The 16,005-nt window shown below is 51.2% G+C and carries 13 protein-coding genes and 1 tRNA gene; 6 read left to right on the forward strand and 8 right to left on the reverse strand.

Annotated elements, in window-relative coordinates:
• Positions 1-11 precede the first annotated feature (11 nt).
• From ACSV5M_RS00570 to ACSV5M_RS00600, 7 genes are all read right to left on the reverse strand, one after another.
• The gene (locus ACSV5M_RS00570) at positions 12-1,463 is read right to left on the reverse strand and encodes an exosortase/archaeosortase family protein (RefSeq protein WP_439173420.1); all 1,452 of its coding nucleotides are present in this window, start codon (positions 1,461-1,463) and stop codon (positions 12-14) included.
• 161 nt (positions 1,464-1,624) lie between these two features.
• Positions 1,625-2,191, reverse strand: coding sequence for a hypothetical protein (locus ACSV5M_RS00575; RefSeq protein WP_439173421.1), 567 nt, complete (start codon positions 2,189-2,191; stop codon positions 1,625-1,627).
• Positions 2,192-2,628: 437 nt separating this feature from the next.
• Positions 2,629-3,915 (reverse strand): hypothetical protein, encoded by a 1,287-nt coding sequence (locus ACSV5M_RS00580; RefSeq protein WP_439173422.1) that lies wholly within the window; start codon positions 3,913-3,915, stop codon positions 2,629-2,631.
• Between the two features lie 19 nt (positions 3,916-3,934).
• Positions 3,935-4,720: a tyrosine-protein kinase family protein gene (locus ACSV5M_RS00585; protein WP_439173424.1), complete on the reverse strand. Its 786-nt coding sequence runs from the start codon at positions 4,718-4,720 to the stop codon at positions 3,935-3,937.
• 10 nt (positions 4,721-4,730) lie between these two features.
• Positions 4,731-6,251, reverse strand: a complete 1,521-nt coding sequence (locus ACSV5M_RS00590; protein ID WP_439173426.1) for an XrtA system polysaccharide chain length determinant — start codon at positions 6,249-6,251, stop codon at positions 4,731-4,733.
• A gap of 36 nt (positions 6,252-6,287) precedes the next feature.
• On the reverse strand, positions 6,288-6,905 hold the full coding sequence (locus tag ACSV5M_RS00595) for an XrtA/PEP-CTERM system exopolysaccharide export protein (RefSeq protein WP_439173427.1): 618 nt from the start codon (positions 6,903-6,905) through the stop codon (positions 6,288-6,290).
• A 38-nt stretch (positions 6,906-6,943) separates the two neighbouring features.
• Positions 6,944-8,362, reverse strand: coding sequence for a TIGR03013 family XrtA/PEP-CTERM system glycosyltransferase (locus ACSV5M_RS00600; protein ID WP_439173428.1), 1,419 nt, complete (start codon positions 8,360-8,362; stop codon positions 6,944-6,946).
• A gap of 242 nt (positions 8,363-8,604) precedes the next feature.
• On the opposite strand from ACSV5M_RS00600, the gene tviB reads away from it, so the two are divergent.
• The 6 genes from tviB to ACSV5M_RS00630 all read left to right on the forward strand — a co-directional run bounded on the left by tviB (position 8,605) and on the right by ACSV5M_RS00630 (position 13,192).
• The gene (gene tviB / locus ACSV5M_RS00605; RefSeq protein WP_439173429.1) at positions 8,605-9,879 is read left to right on the forward strand and encodes a Vi polysaccharide biosynthesis UDP-N-acetylglucosamine C-6 dehydrogenase TviB; all 1,275 of its coding nucleotides are present in this window, start codon (positions 8,605-8,607) and stop codon (positions 9,877-9,879) included.
• A 17-nt stretch (positions 9,880-9,896) separates the two neighbouring features.
• On the forward strand, positions 9,897-10,904 hold the full coding sequence (locus ACSV5M_RS00610; protein WP_439173430.1) for an NAD-dependent epimerase: 1,008 nt from the start codon (positions 9,897-9,899) through the stop codon (positions 10,902-10,904).
• Between the two features lie 11 nt (positions 10,905-10,915).
• Positions 10,916-11,863: an XrtA system polysaccharide deacetylase gene (locus ACSV5M_RS00615; RefSeq protein ID WP_439173431.1), complete on the forward strand. Its 948-nt coding sequence runs from the start codon at positions 10,916-10,918 to the stop codon at positions 11,861-11,863.
• 209 nt (positions 11,864-12,072) lie between these two features.
• A tRNA-Arg gene (locus ACSV5M_RS00620) sits at positions 12,073-12,149 on the forward strand.
• A 177-nt stretch (positions 12,150-12,326) separates the two neighbouring features.
• Positions 12,327-12,899, forward strand: a complete 573-nt coding sequence (locus tag ACSV5M_RS00625; RefSeq protein ID WP_439173432.1) for a hypothetical protein — start codon at positions 12,327-12,329, stop codon at positions 12,897-12,899.
• Positions 12,896-13,192, forward strand: a complete 297-nt coding sequence (locus ACSV5M_RS00630) for a hypothetical protein (protein ID WP_439173433.1) — start codon at positions 12,896-12,898, stop codon at positions 13,190-13,192. Before ACSV5M_RS00625 ends, ACSV5M_RS00630 begins: the two co-directional genes overlap by 4 nt.
• A gap of 587 nt (positions 13,193-13,779) precedes the next feature.
• Here ACSV5M_RS00630 and ACSV5M_RS00635 read toward each other — a convergent pair.
• Positions 13,780-16,005, reverse strand: a complete 2,226-nt coding sequence (locus tag ACSV5M_RS00635) for a hypothetical protein (protein ID WP_439173434.1) — start codon at positions 16,003-16,005, stop codon at positions 13,780-13,782.

Raw genomic sequence — 16,005 nt, forward strand, 5'->3', positions numbered from 1 at the left:
GGGTTAAATGTCTACAAGACCGGCTGCGCCAACCAATCCTGTGCCACCCGTTTAATGGCGTCTGCCTGCATGGCACAGGTGGAATCATCACAGGCTGCCTGCGCCGTAAAGATCAAAAAATAACTGTCGCCCCACAGCTTCGCCGGTATTTGCAACAGCTTCGCCAGCTCATATTGATGGGTGGGATAGCGCCCGACAAAATAAATATGCGCCAGCAAATGATAATGCTGCGAACCGGCACGCTTCATCACGACAAAACGCATCCCGGTTGATTCATCTGTCCTTTCATTGAAAACGGACCAGACATCCCGATTGTGCAAGCTTCTGAAATACGGCACCAGTTTCTGCTGCGCATCGGCCTGTATGTATTGTGCGAGCGCGACCTGCACGGCAATGTCGCCCGCCTGAACCGAACGGTTATAGGTTAATGGCAAACCCGGGTAACTCAATTCGACCTCATTATCTGATGCGCTAGCGGCAGGATAATAATCCAGGGCATTCAGGGTAAAACCCGGTGCGGCATTCAGGTTGGCGGGCGTTAAAAAAGCCAGCGCCGGGCCGATAATGAGCAGCACCAAGGGCAAGATCGGTTGCGCAAGGGGCGCGGATTCACCGGCGGTTTGCGCGTGGGACTTATAAGCCGGCGCATAGTAAATCGCCGGCAACATCACCAGCGCAAACAACACCCACCCGAACAATTCATGGTCCTCCATCAGGCTGCTTTTCATCTCAGTCTGATAACCGATAACCACCAACAAAAAAATGCGCACCCAGTTAGTCAATAATGACAACACAATCGCCACAGCAAAAGCCGCCAGCACTTGTCTGGCGCGGTAGTGATTGAGGTAACTGATCAAATACGCCATCAACAATCCGATGATGAAATAGCGCAACCCGGAACAGCCATCGTCAATATAAAGCCGCCCATACGGAATAAAGATATTGCTTCCATCCATCAATAACGTCATGCCGCTCAGGCGCGCCATACTGCCGACCACGGCTGCACTGATGTCCACCAAGGGACCATTGAGGATGCCCCATAAGGGCAAGGCAAAGATGAGCAGCCCGCAGGGCACAACCACATGCCGGAGCGTTCTCAGTGAATAACAGCAGGCAATAAATAACAGGATGATTAACAGCAGCGTAATGTGAGCAAGGATACCGATGTGAATTTTATAAAACAGAAACCAGGCCAGGGATGCTAACCCCAATAAGATATGCAAGCCGACGCGCAACATTTTTGTATCGCGTCGGTATGGCCAGGGCAATGCGCGCCACATCAGGAATATGAAAATCACGATGGTCGGTAAACCGTGGGATAAATCCTGATCCCATTGAATCCAGCGCAAATACAGCTGACTGACGGACGGGAAATAAAAGGCAATGATGAGCAGGAAGAACAGGCAAAACTGCACAAAATATTTTTGCTGTTCGTGCGCCAGAAAGGCGAATAGATTTTTCATCTGCTCGTCCGGGAACCTCTGAAAAATAGTGGGCAGATTGCAAGGAAGACGGAATTGCGAGGGATACTACCTCACCACCCCATCCTTGGATAGGGGAGAATAAAAGGCGGACTGAAGACGCAGAAAATGCTATAGGCTCATCCTTGAACCGCTACCCCGAACTAGTTGGGGCTGATGGAAACAAATTCGCTGTAGAGACCGTTAACATCGAAGGTCGCGATTTGAAATTCGTAGTTGCCGCTGAGTTTACCCAGGTCATAATGATCAACCATACCATCGTCAATAACGACAGATTGGTAATCTTGGGTGGAGGTCAGCTTGTAGCGGATTTCGTAGCCACCGATTTCATACAACTCAAGGTAATCACCGTTCTCACGTTCTGTGGGAATGTACCATTCGATCACCACGTCACTCGAGACCGGCGCTGCCGAGGAAGAGCTGCTGGATCTAGCGGAACTGGTTGAACTTCTGGAACTGGCAAGACTGCTCGAGGCACCCACACCGCCAGGCGAAGCGCTACTTGATGATCGCTGCGATGATGTGCTGGAAGACACCGCGCTTGAACTGCTGGACGACACCGATGCCCCGACGGAGGCCTGGCTCGATGAATCATTAACCTGGCCGAGACGGGACTCTTCGTCGCTGCCGCCGCAAGCGGAAAGCAACAACACTGTGCTGGCGACTACCAACAGGCCGGGTATGCGATGTGATATACGGAAGATATTCATGCCGGGTACATCCTGAAAATCTTTGGCCAGAGCCAAGCAAAACTGTTGATTTTCGTCATTCCTTCGATGGATTCCTGAAGAGAGTATTGATCAGGGTTCGGCAAATTCATGCGTCGGGCGCGGTATTTTGCAATTTGTAGAATGGCGCCACGCTTTCTGTGCTGCCTCGTTCACTGACGGCTAAATCTTTATATGAGCTTTGGTTATATAAAGGATCTCGGCGCCACACGCGAATCTTCCCCCTGATACCCCGGCGACTGTCATAAAAGTGTTAAAAAATCCGACAAATTTACCGAGGCGGCGGAATCATAGCGGGATAAAGGGGGGAAATATGAGAAGCGGGCTACATCTTGAGAAAATTTCGTATGCCCAATCCGGGCAAACTGGCACCGCGCCTGCCAAGGCGTTTAGTTCGGTGCCAAACAGAGCAGAAGAGGTTAAAACGTGTAGCGCAGGGCGATACCGGAGATGCGCTCATCGTAGGTAAGGGTCTGGGAATCCGATTCACTCTCGTCAGCATTAAAGAAAAGCTGTACATCCAGGTCGTTAGCGAAGGTGTAACGGTAGTTGATACCCACCGAGGTGACGGCAAAATCCTCTCGATCAACATCGCTGTCAAAGCGACGCTCACGCCAGCTTGCTTGAAACCCGATGGAAGACGCGCGGGATAACCGATAATCAAGACCGATACTGGCGACCTGCTGATCGTTGTCTTCTATCAGTGTTTGATACTGCTCTTGCTCATACAGCAGGCTTGCGTAGGCGCTGCAACGCTCGCAAAGTGATTGGTTTTGCCAGCGCAGCTCAACCACCCGGCTTTCAAATTGATCCAGGCCCACACCCGTCGCATCGTCCAGGTTCACATTATCCAGCACGCCGCTATTACCATTGCCCAAGGAGGTGTCGGTAATCTGCTGGCTGGCCAATAAGCTCAGGGTATTGAAGCCGGTACGGTAATCTATCTCGACCCGGTAACTGGGGGCAGAGAAATCATCACCCACTTCCGGCGTACTGCGGTTGTAACCCAGGCTCACGCGATAGGACAGATAGCGCAATTCCGTGGCGTAAGTCACCGATGCATTTTGATATTCATAGTCGTTATCGGGCAGCGCGTCGTAACTGATCTCCGTGTGCTCGGCCGCAATTTCCATATTATTCACTGACGAAAAGCGATGCTGCCAGATCAGCGATCCGCCGGCGCGCTCGGAGTTAAACGCATCGGCGTAGCGAAAATCCACCTGCGTGTAGTTAGCCCGCAACAACACATTATCTACCGATGAAAGACGCAAACGCGCGGTGGGAATGGCCGAAAAAATTTGTCGCTCGTCTTCATTTTGCAACAGGTCAACCTGATCCGGTGCGCCCAGCACCGAGCGGCGCGAATGTACCAGGAGCAAGTCCACCGGATGATAACTTTTGCCGATCAGCAATTCGGCGTTGCCTTCCAGTAAACTACGATCCGGCTGTGTGTCTTTATCAAAGCGGTTTTCACTCGCGCGATAATCGGTTTCAAAATCCAGCAAGGTATTTTCATAATCAGCCAGGATACTTGCACTGTATTCATCCTGACGTTCGGCAATTTTGTCGCTGTAGGTCCGCCGTGCGTTGTCCGAGTAACGGCTGGTAACGCCCAGATCAATTTCTACCGCCGCCATCGCCGGCAGCGCCAGCGCGGGAATGCACAAAGACGTAAAACATCTGAAAAATAATGTCCGTTTCATCATCGATGCCTCCCAATGACAATCAGTTATTGAAAACCAGCCCCGCAAACTTTTCCTTGCCTACCGCCTCGACCGCCGACAATACTTCATTGGTCACTGCTTTGCCAAACGGCACCACCAGGAGTGCATGGTCGCAATATTGGGCGAGTATGCGCGCCTCGGTGGATTGCTGTACCGGTGGTGCATCGAGCACGATAAAACGATCCGGATAACGATTTTTAATTTCGGCAATAAAGACTTCCATGCGCTTGGAGCTGAATAATTCCGCTGCCGACTCGCTCAGGCCGCCGGAGGGTATCACCCGCAAACGCTCAACACCGCTGGGATAAATAATGTGTTTCAAGGGGATGGTGTTATCAAAAAGATATTGCACCAGCCCGTTATCGACTTCGGTCCCGGTGTAACGTTCGGCGGATCTGCTGTGGGGATTACAATCCACATAAAGCGCCGTCTTGTGTGGATCCAGCGCGAAGGTTGCGGCCAGGTTAAAACCGAAGAAACTGGAATCCGCTTCGGCACTGACCGAAGACACCAACACCACGATATTATCGCTTTTACTTTTTTGTAACAGGCGAATCCTGATTTCACGAAAAGCGTTCAATAACTCCCGTTGACGCATGCCGATAAACACGACTTTCTTTTCGTAGAGTTCATCTTGCGTCCACAGGACGGGCAGCGACATATTTTTGATCTGCTCCCGTTTGCGATGTTCAAGGACCGCCGTCTTAACCAATTGGTCACGGCTCTCGACCATGGCATCTACGCCTTCAATCAGTTGCTCGATATTGCGCTCTTTGTTCTTGTCCATCTTCTGCCCCTTAGCTGGTAGTGACATGCCAATAGCTGGCAAAACTGGCGTAAGCAGCCATCGCCAACAAACACAGAATGAACAATATCAGCACATCCTTTCTTAACAGACGCTCATTAAGCGGCGTGTGGTAATGCGGAATAACACCGATCAATTCGATGCCCGGTGGCAATTGTTGTTGCAGCGCACGCGCCGACCGGAAGTGAGGATCGACCATAACGTATAAGATCAACAATCCAATCGGCACCAGCAGTCCGATAATCGGCCCGATGATTGCGAAATGAATAAAGCGTAGACCGGACGGTTTTAAGGGGAATGCCGCCGGCTCCTGAATGCGATAGCTGATCCCCTGTCCTTCGATATCCAGTGTCATGGACAAGCGCGCCGATTCCTTCCGCTGCAACATTTCTTCGTACACATCGCGCGTGACATTGTAATCGCGCGTCAACTCCGACAATTGCGCCTGGTTAGCGGCCACTCGTTGCGCCCGCTCGTATTCCTGTTCCGACAAATGCACCAGGGATTCCATCCGCCGTTTTTGCCCACGCAGGTCAACCTTGGCTACCGAGAGCTGGCGCCGCAGCTCTTCGTACAGCGGGTTTTCCACCGCTTCGCCGCGCCCGGTGTAGATATCGCCACCAGAAGCCCGTGCGGTATAAATCGCTGCATCCAATTCAGCAATTTGCGCGCGCAGTGAAATAACATCCGGATACCCCTCCTGATAAACCAACAACAGTTGTTCCAGTTGATTCACCAGGCCTTGCCGACGCTGGCGCAATTCATCCAGCTCGCCTTTAGTCTGTTGGTATTGGCTTTCGTTACCCAGTTGGGTGGTGATGGTATTGATCCGTGCTTCCGTTTCTTCAATGGTGATCTTGAGTGCCTCTATCTCGCCGCGCAGCTCCGCAATTCGCGTGGCCACACTCGCTTCGGTACCATCCACATTTTGCGCATTAAATTCCTTGAGCTTTTCTTCTGCCAGTTCCAGCTGGCGCTTGTAGGTTTGCACCTGGGCGTCAATAAAATTAAACGCGTTCAGGCTCTCCTGGCGTTTTTTGCTGGCACTGTTTTCGATAAAGACATTGATAATGGTATTGAGGGTTTCAAACGAGTTATCCGGATCATTGGATACAAACGAAATGCGGAAATAATTATTTTGTTCCGAACGTACATCAAGGCCGCCACGAATCGCGCGAATGATGCGATCCTGTTGTTCCGGTGGCGTATCTTTGGTGATGAACCCGCGCTGGCGCGCTACCGTTTCCATAATGCCGCGGGTGTAGATAATTTCCCGCGCCTGCACTGAACGGTCAATGGAGGTCACTTCCGCACGACCGCGCAACAAAGGCTCCAGAATATTGGTTTCATCGGCGAACAACAGTGCACTGGTTGCATAATTCTTGGGCCACATCACACCGACCAGCAACACCAGACCACTCACCAGAATAAACAGGAGCACGCACCAAAAGCGAAAGCGGATCAATTCCGCTTTCAACGCGAGCAAGATATCTTTAATAAACGCCGTATCCATGAATCCTCACCAGCTGTAGGGTTGTCACGACAACCGTCAGAAAGAGCGCTCCGGCACCGTTACAATATCCGAAGGCTGCAGCGGATAATTAGTGCTGACATCGCCCTTGTTGACCAGATCATTCAAACGTACCGGGTATACTTTTACGGTACCGTTTACTTTGCGGTAAAGCTTTGCGCCATTCCCGGACGCAAATTCGTTAGTCCCACCGGCGAGCAAGACGAGATCCAATACCGTCATGCCTTCGCGGTAGGGAATGGATTGCGGGTTGTTCACCGCGCCGGTAATGCGCACGCGACGCTGGAAATCCGAACTGCTGGGGTTGGTAACAATGACGGTTACCTGCGGACTGCGCACATAGTTGGTGAGCCCCTTGACGATGTTGTCCGACAGCTCCGTGGTGGTCAGGTTAGCCGCTGCAATATCGCCAATCAGCGGCATGGAAATTTTTCCATCCGGACGCACAGGCACGGATACCGACAATTCCGGATTGCGCCACACGTTGATATCCAGTGCATCACCCACACCGATCCGATACTCCTCCAGTACGCCCGCTCCATCGCTCACCGGCGGTGCAACGGTTTTATTACCGGAGCACGCGCCGATCAAAGCGCCTGTCATCATCACGCTGATCAACCAGATAAACTTTTTCACGCTCTCACTCCTTCATCGAGTTTGTGGCAGCAGGTAAATTAATGCACGCCCTTGCCTAACAGAATAATTTCTACCGTCTGGATCATGATTAACATGTCCATCAGAAAACTGTGGTTCTTGGTGTAGTACAAATCGTATTGCAATTTATTTTTGGCATCTTCAACGGATGCACCGTAGGGATACTTCAATTGCGCCCAGCCCATCAGGCCGGGCTTGACCTTGTGGCGCATGTCGTAAAAGGGTATTTGCTTGCCCAGGTCACTGACAAATTCCGGGCGCTCCGGGCGCGGGCCCACAAAGCTCATGGAACCGGTAAGCACGTTGTACAGTTGGGGAAGTTCATCAAGGCGGGTATTGCGAATAAAGGCGCCGACACGGGTCACACGGGAATCATTTTTTTGCGCCCAGATCGCCTTGCCGCCGGCTTCAGCATCCTGACGCATGCTGCGAAATTTATAGATACGAAAGGTTTTGCCATTTAACCCGACGCGCAATTGGTGATACAGGATTGGGCCTGGGCTGTCGAGTCTTACCGCCAGCGCAGTCAATAACATAAACGGCCAGAGCACCAGAAAAAACAGCGAGGCCAACGCCAGGTCAAACAGGCGCTTGGCAATGGAACGCCGTTTGGAATATTTGAAACCGTCAGAAAACAACATCCAGCTGGGCTTGAGTAAGGTGATATCGATCTTGCCCAATTCGCGCTCGCAAAAACTCAGCGCATCGCTCGACGGCACGCCAGCCAGTTTGCAATCGATAAATTCATTCAGGGGAAACGAACCGCCCTCACCGCGACGGCGTTCATCGGGGGAAACAACAATTTCAGAAATTTGATTTTGTTTAACGAAACTCAGCCAGTCTTGCGGCTCTTCGATCAATAACGCCTGATCGACTTCCACCGGCTCGCGCGCATTGGCAACACAGCCGGCAATTTGCACACCCAACACATCAACTTCCGGGGCAAGATCCTGCAATAGGGTTTTGGCCCGTTCGCCGGCACCGTACAGAACGACCCGACGTTTCAGTTTGGCCGTATCGACGACGGCCAAAAATAACCAGCGCGTAATAAATACCAGAACCGTTGCAATGATTACGCCCCAAAAAATAAAACTCTGGTTAATTAAATCGCCGGGGGTAATCAGGTTTAATAAAAACAGGGCAACGCTGCCAAGCAAAAAGAAACTGACCAGGGTGCGCAGCATCATGCTCGCATTGCCTTCGCGCACCATCGCTGAATAGACACCCATCGACAGCGTGCAACAACTCATAACCGCCGAAAAAACCAGAACGGGAAACCAATAGAAAATGATCGTCTCCGAATCCACCTGGTCGCGTGTGATATAGGCGTCCACCCGCTGTGCCAGCCACGCAGCCAGCATCAGTAACAATGCCTCGGCAATGCCGAGGTAGAGGTAAGGCAAGTGGACGTAATGTTTGCTCAGACGAATATACGACAAAGCTTAATCCTTTTAAGCGGCTGTTATTGAACGCAAATGAGCCGGCATTATAGCGGGTTTTGTGACAAATACTCGACTACTCAAAAGGCGATCAGAACGCTTATTTACAGAGTGTCGGAATTCATTACAGGTCGCTATGCAGCTTTACATTTTCACGCACAGCGCCATACAAAAAATGCCACCAAATGTGGTAACTTAGCCGCCCACTGGATCAACTGAACGCCCAAGGAAATTCACCCATCATGTTTGCCAGCAACCCCACCCTTTGCATCATCGGTCTCGGCTATGTCGGCCTGCCTCTGGCGGTCGAATTCGGCAAGAAAATTACCACTATCGGCTTCGATATCAATCAGCACCGGATCGATGAATTGCGGCGCGGTGTCGACCATACCTTAGAGCTGGATGCGGCTGAACTCAACGAAGCGAAATCCTTGCGTTACACAACGCACGAAGACGACATCAAAGGTTGTGATGTTTACATCGTCACGGTGCCCACACCCATTAATGAGAGCAAGCAACCTGACCTGACACCGCTGGAAAAAGCCTCGCAACTGCTGGGGCGGGTGATCGGCAAGAACAGCATCGTGGTGTTTGAGTCCACGGTATACCCCGGTTGCACTGAAGAAATCTGTGTCCCGCTGATCGAGCGCGGGTCGGGCCTGGTGTTTAACCGCGACTTTTTTGCCGGCTACAGCCCCGAGCGGATCAACCCGGGCGACAAGCAACACCGGGTACACAACATCACCAAGATCACCTCCGGTTCTACACCGGAGGTCGCCGAATATGTCGATCAACTGTACCGCAAAATCGTGGTGGTCGGCACGCATAAGGCCAGCAGCATCAAGGTGGCGGAAGCAGCCAAGGTAATCGAAAATACCCAGCGCGATATCAACATTGCGCTGATCAACGAGCTGGCGCTTATCTTCAAACGCCTGAATATCGACACGCTGGAAGTACTTGAAGCGGCCGGCACCAAATGGAATTTCCTGCCCTTTCGTCCCGGCTTGGTGGGCGGCCACTGTATCAGCGTTGACCCTTATTACCTCACCCATAAAGCACAGCAAGTCGGTTATAACCCCGAAGTAATTCTGGCCGGTCGGCGTATCAATGACGGCATGGGCAATTTTATTGCGGATTCAGTAGTGAAATTGATGACCCAGCGCAAGACCCACGTGGTGGATTCCAACATCCTGATCATGGGCCTGACCTTTAAGGAAAACTGTCCGGATTTGCGCAATACCCGCGTCATCGACATCATCCACGAATTGCAAAAATACAATGCTAATGTGCATGTGTACGACCCCTGGGCAGATAAAGCCGAGGCCCAACATGAATATGGCCTGGATCTGATTGATAAGCCCCAGTCAGGGGGGTACGATGCGGTCATTCTGTGTGTCGGCCACCAAAAATTTCGTGAACTCGGCGCCGACGCAATTCGTGCCTTCGGCAAACCCAACCATGTGCTCTTCGATGTCAAACACATCCTGCCTAAAGAGGCAGTGGACGCACGCTTGTAATCAATTAAGGATTTCCCATGAAAGTGTTAGTGACCGGCACCGCCGGATTTATCGGTTCCAGCCTGGCCAAACGTTTATTGGCGCGCGGTGATGAAGTGGTCGGTGTCGATAATCTTAACGATTATTACGATGTGCAAATCAAAAAAGACCGCCTCGCACAATTGTTGCCGCAAACCGGCTTCACCGATGTGCGCGCCAACATTGAAGACAAAGCGGCCATCGACAAGATCTTCAAGGAACACAAACCGGATCGCGTAGTGAACCTGGCGGCCCAGGCGGGTGTGCGTTACTCGTTGATCAACCCGCACGCCTACATTGATTCCAATATCACCGGCTTTTTAAATATCCTCGAAGCCTGTCGCCACATCGGTACCGAACACTTGGTGTATGCGTCCAGCAGCTCTGTATACGGCGCCAACACCGCTATGCCGTTTTCCGTGCACAATAACGTGGATCACCCGGTCAGCCTGTACGCCACCAGCAAAAAAGCCAACGAATTGATGGCACATACCTACAGCCATTTATTCAATATCCCCACCACCGGCTTGCGCTTTTTTACCGTGTACGGTCCCTGGGGCCGCCCGGATATGGCGTTATTTATTTTCACGAAAAAAATTCTCGCCGGTGAGCCGATCGATGTATTCAACTTCGGCCATCACCGCCGTGACTTCACCTACATCGACGACATCGTCGAAGGGGTGATCCGCACCCTCGATCATGTCGCACCGGCCAACCCGCAATGGAACGGCGACACGCCGGACCCCGCCACCTCCAAAGCGCCTTACCGCATCTACAACATCGGCAGTAATAATCCGGTGGAATTGTTGCGTTACATTGAGGTACTGGAAGATTGCCTCGGCAAAAAAGCCATCAAGAATTTATTGCCCTTGCAACTAGGTGATGTACCGGACACCTACGCCGATGTCGACGCGCTGATTGAAGACGTGGACTACAAACCCACCACGCCAGTGGAAGCCGGCATCGACAATTTCGTGAAGTGGTATCGCGATTATTACAAGGTATAAAGGCAGAGGTTATGAAAACACACGCAGTGACGCACGCCATGACCGTCGACGTGGAGGACTACTACCAGGTCGCCGCCTTCGCCAAGGTTGTCAAGCCGAACGAATGGTCGCAATGGCCGTCACGGGTGGAAGACAACACGGATAAGTTGCTGCAACTGTTCGACGACGCCGGGATCAAGATCACCTTCTTTATCCTCGGCTGGGTAGCGGAGCGCCACCCTGAGCTGGTTAAACGCATCCACGCCCAGGGCCATGAAATTGCTTCCCACGGCTACAGCCACCAGCTGATTTACACCCAGACACCGGCCGTCTTCCGCGACGAAACCGCGCGCTCGAAGCAGATACTGGAAGGCATCATCAATACCCCGGTGACCGGCTACCGCGCCGCCAGCTACTCGATCACCCGTAAATCGCTCTGGGCGCTGGATATCCTCGCAGAGCTGGGCTTCACCTGGGACTCTAGCATCTTCCCGACGCGCCACGACAATTACGGCATTCCCGGCAGCCCGGAAGCCCCCTACACCATCGTAACCAGCAGCGGCGCCCGCCTGACGGAATTCCCGCTCACGACCGCCAAGGTACTCGGGCAAGCCATACCCGCCGCAGGCGGCGGATACTTCCGCCAATACCCCTACGCCCTGTCGCGCTGGCTGTTCGACCGCGCCAGCCTCAACCAGACCAAACCGCAAATCTTCTACCTGCACCCCTGGGAGATAGACCCGGACCAACCGCGCATCCCCAACGCCAGCTGGTTCTCACGCTTTCGCCACTACACCAACCTCAAGCGCTGCCTGCCGCGCCTGGAACGCATGATCGACGACTTCCCGTTCGGCACCATCAGCCAAAGCCTGGGCTCCGTCGCCATCAGCCAGACCCTGACGCTGCAAGACCTGGCCGGATCACCGGAAAATATCGTCTCAACCAAATTGGCCATGGACTCAGGCCGCCGAGACAAGTAAAATCGCCGACCTTCTGATAGCTATCAGTTTCCAGCACCCGTAGCTCAGCTGGGTGAGGCAAGCGTTTGCGAAACATGTTTCGCGCGCAGCCGAACGCCAGCCAACCTGTTGGCTGGCAGGACCCGAGCCTGGCGAGGGGAGTAGCGGCAGTGCGAAGCACTGCTAGAACGACCAGCACATGATGGTCTTGTTTAGAAAATCAGTTTCCAGCACCCGTAGCTCAGCTGGATAGAGTAGCGGCTTCCGAAGCCGTTGGTCACAGGTTCGAATCCTGTCGGGTGCGCCATTTTTTCCTTCAATTAGTCACCTCGATTTCTTCGCTCACCCGCCATTAATCAAAAATTACACACTGATCACGACATTTCATTCTTGAAGAGTCTAGGATCAGATTGGTCGGTATTTATCTTTAACTAAGAATCAAACTATCCAATGGATAAGCTAACAACGAAAGGAATAGATCTACATGAAGCCAATGAAGCATACTCATAGAGCCACAGAAGATCAGCATGAAGTAATTCGGAATAAGGCACGGGAGATCGCAGCACTGGCACTACCTGTGATTATGACCAACAGTTTAGGTCAGGCAGTTAATACTCGCGCAGCTGTTAATCTTTCTGCCATTGACTTTAGAGCCAGATCCCAAGCAGGCGCTTGGCATAGCTCCCCATTCAGGCGCGTTGATTGGCCATGGATGAAAAGCGTCGGCAATTATGCTTGGCTAAACCCAAAAAGATTTGAACTGGCCATATGGTACAAGGGTCATTTCTTATCCGGTTTAGCTCTTGGCCGTCCCACATGGAGTGGTAGCAAATTGCGCCTGGATTTCATAGAAGCATCACCGGAAAAAAATGCTTTAACAGGTTTAGTGACTGACATTACTATTATTGCCGCCGAGACCTATGCTGACGCTATCGGTGCAACTCAGCTACGCATTATGAATCCAATTAATGAACGAGTCAGAAACCACTATCTAGATAGCAAGAGGGGCTTCTCATACAACAAACGAGAAGATTTTTGTTACAAGGATCTCATATGACCGAGAATAAAAAACCTACTCCCGGCAGCGACGAATACTGGGAGTGGGTACGCAAAAGAGCAGAGGCAAGGGGTAAGCAATTATCAGAAGCTGATACAGCAGATTTTGAAGAGTCAGGACTTTTGGTGGGAGGTGAAAAAGCTCTTAGCTCAACAGATGCGGAGTCATTTCCAGACGAGGCTGAAGAGTACACATCGGAAGAACGTAAGCCAAAGTTAGTAAAAAAAAATTCAGCACGAGAGGAAAATGAACCGGACGTTCCTAAAAAAATGGATCGCCATAAGGACAAATAGTTAGAATCAAATCCAAGCGCAACTGCAAACTCATCGACCAGAAATTAGTATTAATAATCATGTAACTTTCTTTATCCTTTATCACAACTCGCGCTTCTTATAGAGCTTACAGAAGTAGGATTACCCGAGATAAAAGTTATTGAAGACGCAGCTTCCGATGAAGTTTTAATTAATGATAGCAGTGAACACAGCTTGCAGTTATTGACTCTGTTTTCCACCTTGAAAACTATGCACAAAATGAAATGGGCCGAGACAAAAGATGAATGTCCTATGAACTTCTTAAAGAGAACCTTCATGAGAGAAGGCTATGACGATCTACCGGCATGCTTGATGACATAAACGAAAGCCATCCTATTGTCCTAACCAGCCACTATTTCTTTCTAAGATTGTCGCTTTTGAACACAGGCGTACCGCCTGCGAGTTATTGGTATATGCTCGGCATCGCCTGTAATCGCATGTAGTAAAACGATGCACATATTGCTAGCTATTAATTCCTGCAATTTGCCAAGCGCCACAGAACTCCCCATTTCACAGGTTGGTGCATCAACCTCGCACAAAGGTGCAAGAGTATCTACAGCGGCAAGCGGTTAATTTTCATTATTTTGGTTTACAATTTCTAGAAAACCTCGGATCCGCTGTCCCTTATGAGTTGAATCTTCCCGTGGAGCTGGCCCGCCCTTGAGGACGGCGCGTGACAATAGCTGGTTCTGCGCAACGCAGGAAGTCTCGGGGATCATTATGCAATCGGGGCACGCTCCGCCAGCACTATCACAAAGTCTTCCAGAATTGCAGCGGTGTGTCGAGGTTTCCAACAGTCGCGACAGGAAACGGTTGTTCTCATTGCGCCACAGCGATGATAAGTTTCCGAGATCCATCGTCGTACCGTTTCGGTATACGACAAATGCTAAATCCAATGGAAAAATATATTCACCCATTGAACCAAGGTCTAAACCAGACAATTCCGCGATATTCTTCATAAGCACGTGCGCATATGTGTGCAACAACGTGTAAACGTATCGATACGTAGACGCATCACCCTCTTTAAGCAACGAGAAGTACCGTCCGAATGGCTGCGCTACTTGTAACAGTCGTCCACCTAACATTAGCGACTCGTCACCATCCCACTCTGGTAAATCGCATACACCAACATCCTGCAACCACGCGTATACCGCTTTAGGATCCAGGCGGACGTACAGAGCCTCATTGGCCTGGGTCACAACGTAAACTGGGCGCTTTCCATTGCTCAGAGGATCAAATAGTCGTAGCCGAACTGGCATATTCTGCCCGCGCTTTTCAAAGGTGGGCGTTGCTGATACCCGAGTATAGCCGTACGTAAAACGACATAAATCAAACTCTCGAATCAGTCCGAGGTCGACCAACCCTAGCTTTTTCATAAGGTATTGGGTTTCCACTTCCTGAGCAGCTTTTTTCGTAGTGTCCTTCGGAGCCAAATCGTTATCCAGATGGTTAAAGCGCACAAACGGAAAGCGCTCCCCAATAGAGGCAGCCGAAAGTTTTCCCCGGTTGAGTGCCTCATGTTCCACGGCCAAGACAAACGGATCGAACCGGCTAGTGAATTCACTACGATTCGCCAGTTGCATCATGACGGCTGGAGGTAAATCGACACATTGCCGCACTAACGGGGGGTCACTTGTAGTCCAGCGGGTAACCAGCTTTTTAAGTTCACTGTTCATGAGATTAAACGCTTCGGTGTCACCACTGGCTTCCGCGAGATTGAGCATACGATTAATATTTTCGTAGGATTCCCACTCACTAGCCTTACCAGCCGCCAATAGAGCCTCCTTCATTTCATCGGGCTTGAGCTCCGCGCCACCAAAGTGGAACTTGGTCGCAATGAATATAGCCAACTCAGCATGCATCTGAGGTTCGAGAAGAGTTATGAGTTTATGCTCCGTCTCAGGAAAGAGCACAAACTGTTCGGCTTGAGAATAATATGCTGATGACGCACGGTATGAAATTGGTTCCATACGGCGCTCTCCAATTCGAGTACCAGCGCGGTCGCGGAATATTCCTGTAGTGAATCGATCATTTTGGCGCCATTCGTTGCTACCTTTATGACCGCAGGTCGAATTGGCACAATAGAAGTGCCACTGTCCGATTTGCGGTGACTGGGTATTGAGCTTGAATTCCTTACCACCACATATTCTGCATTCCTCTCCATATAGCCGCGCCTCTGTGATGCGATCACTCCATTCCCACTTCCCAGGTGTAGCCGGCATCCATTCACCTGACCAATGCACAAAAATTACATCAAGCTGGCGCCATTGGCATGGACCTGTTGCCCCAGCTGCAGTGCATTTAGTATTGCGAAGAGTACTTATGTTTTTAGCCAGATCAGAGGCCGAATCAAACCTCTTAAACAGATGACACTTGTTACACACAAAAGTCAGGGGAGCAGGAGCATAGCCCATACGAAGAGGATTTAGGAATGCAAGACGATCACCAGCAAGAGGTGCCACAGAAGTGCCGCTGAGCAACGCCTCATCAAGACATTGACGCGGGTCGATTGGTCGATCAGAAGTATTTATTGAATAAGCGCGAGCGAACCAACTCTGCCAGACTTCCTGCAGACGAAGAATGATTTGCGCCTTGGTTTCAGGCCGGATAGACGCTTCGTCGGTTGATGCCGAGAGATCGGGGATTGATATACATGCACCAAGGCCTCCTTCGAATGTGAAGAACGCCCCGGGGGCATACGCGGATCCCAACTGATTGCGCGAACGCGCCATCGTCGGAGCGCTAATTATTTTCTCGTCGTCCTCCGGTGCGAGAAATGTTCTTCCTGTCGCCAT

It is taken from the genome of Cellvibrio sp. ARAG 10.3 (assembly GCF_051846955.1).
In the GTDB taxonomy this organism is placed as follows: Bacteria; Pseudomonadota; Gammaproteobacteria; order Pseudomonadales; family Cellvibrionaceae; genus Cellvibrio.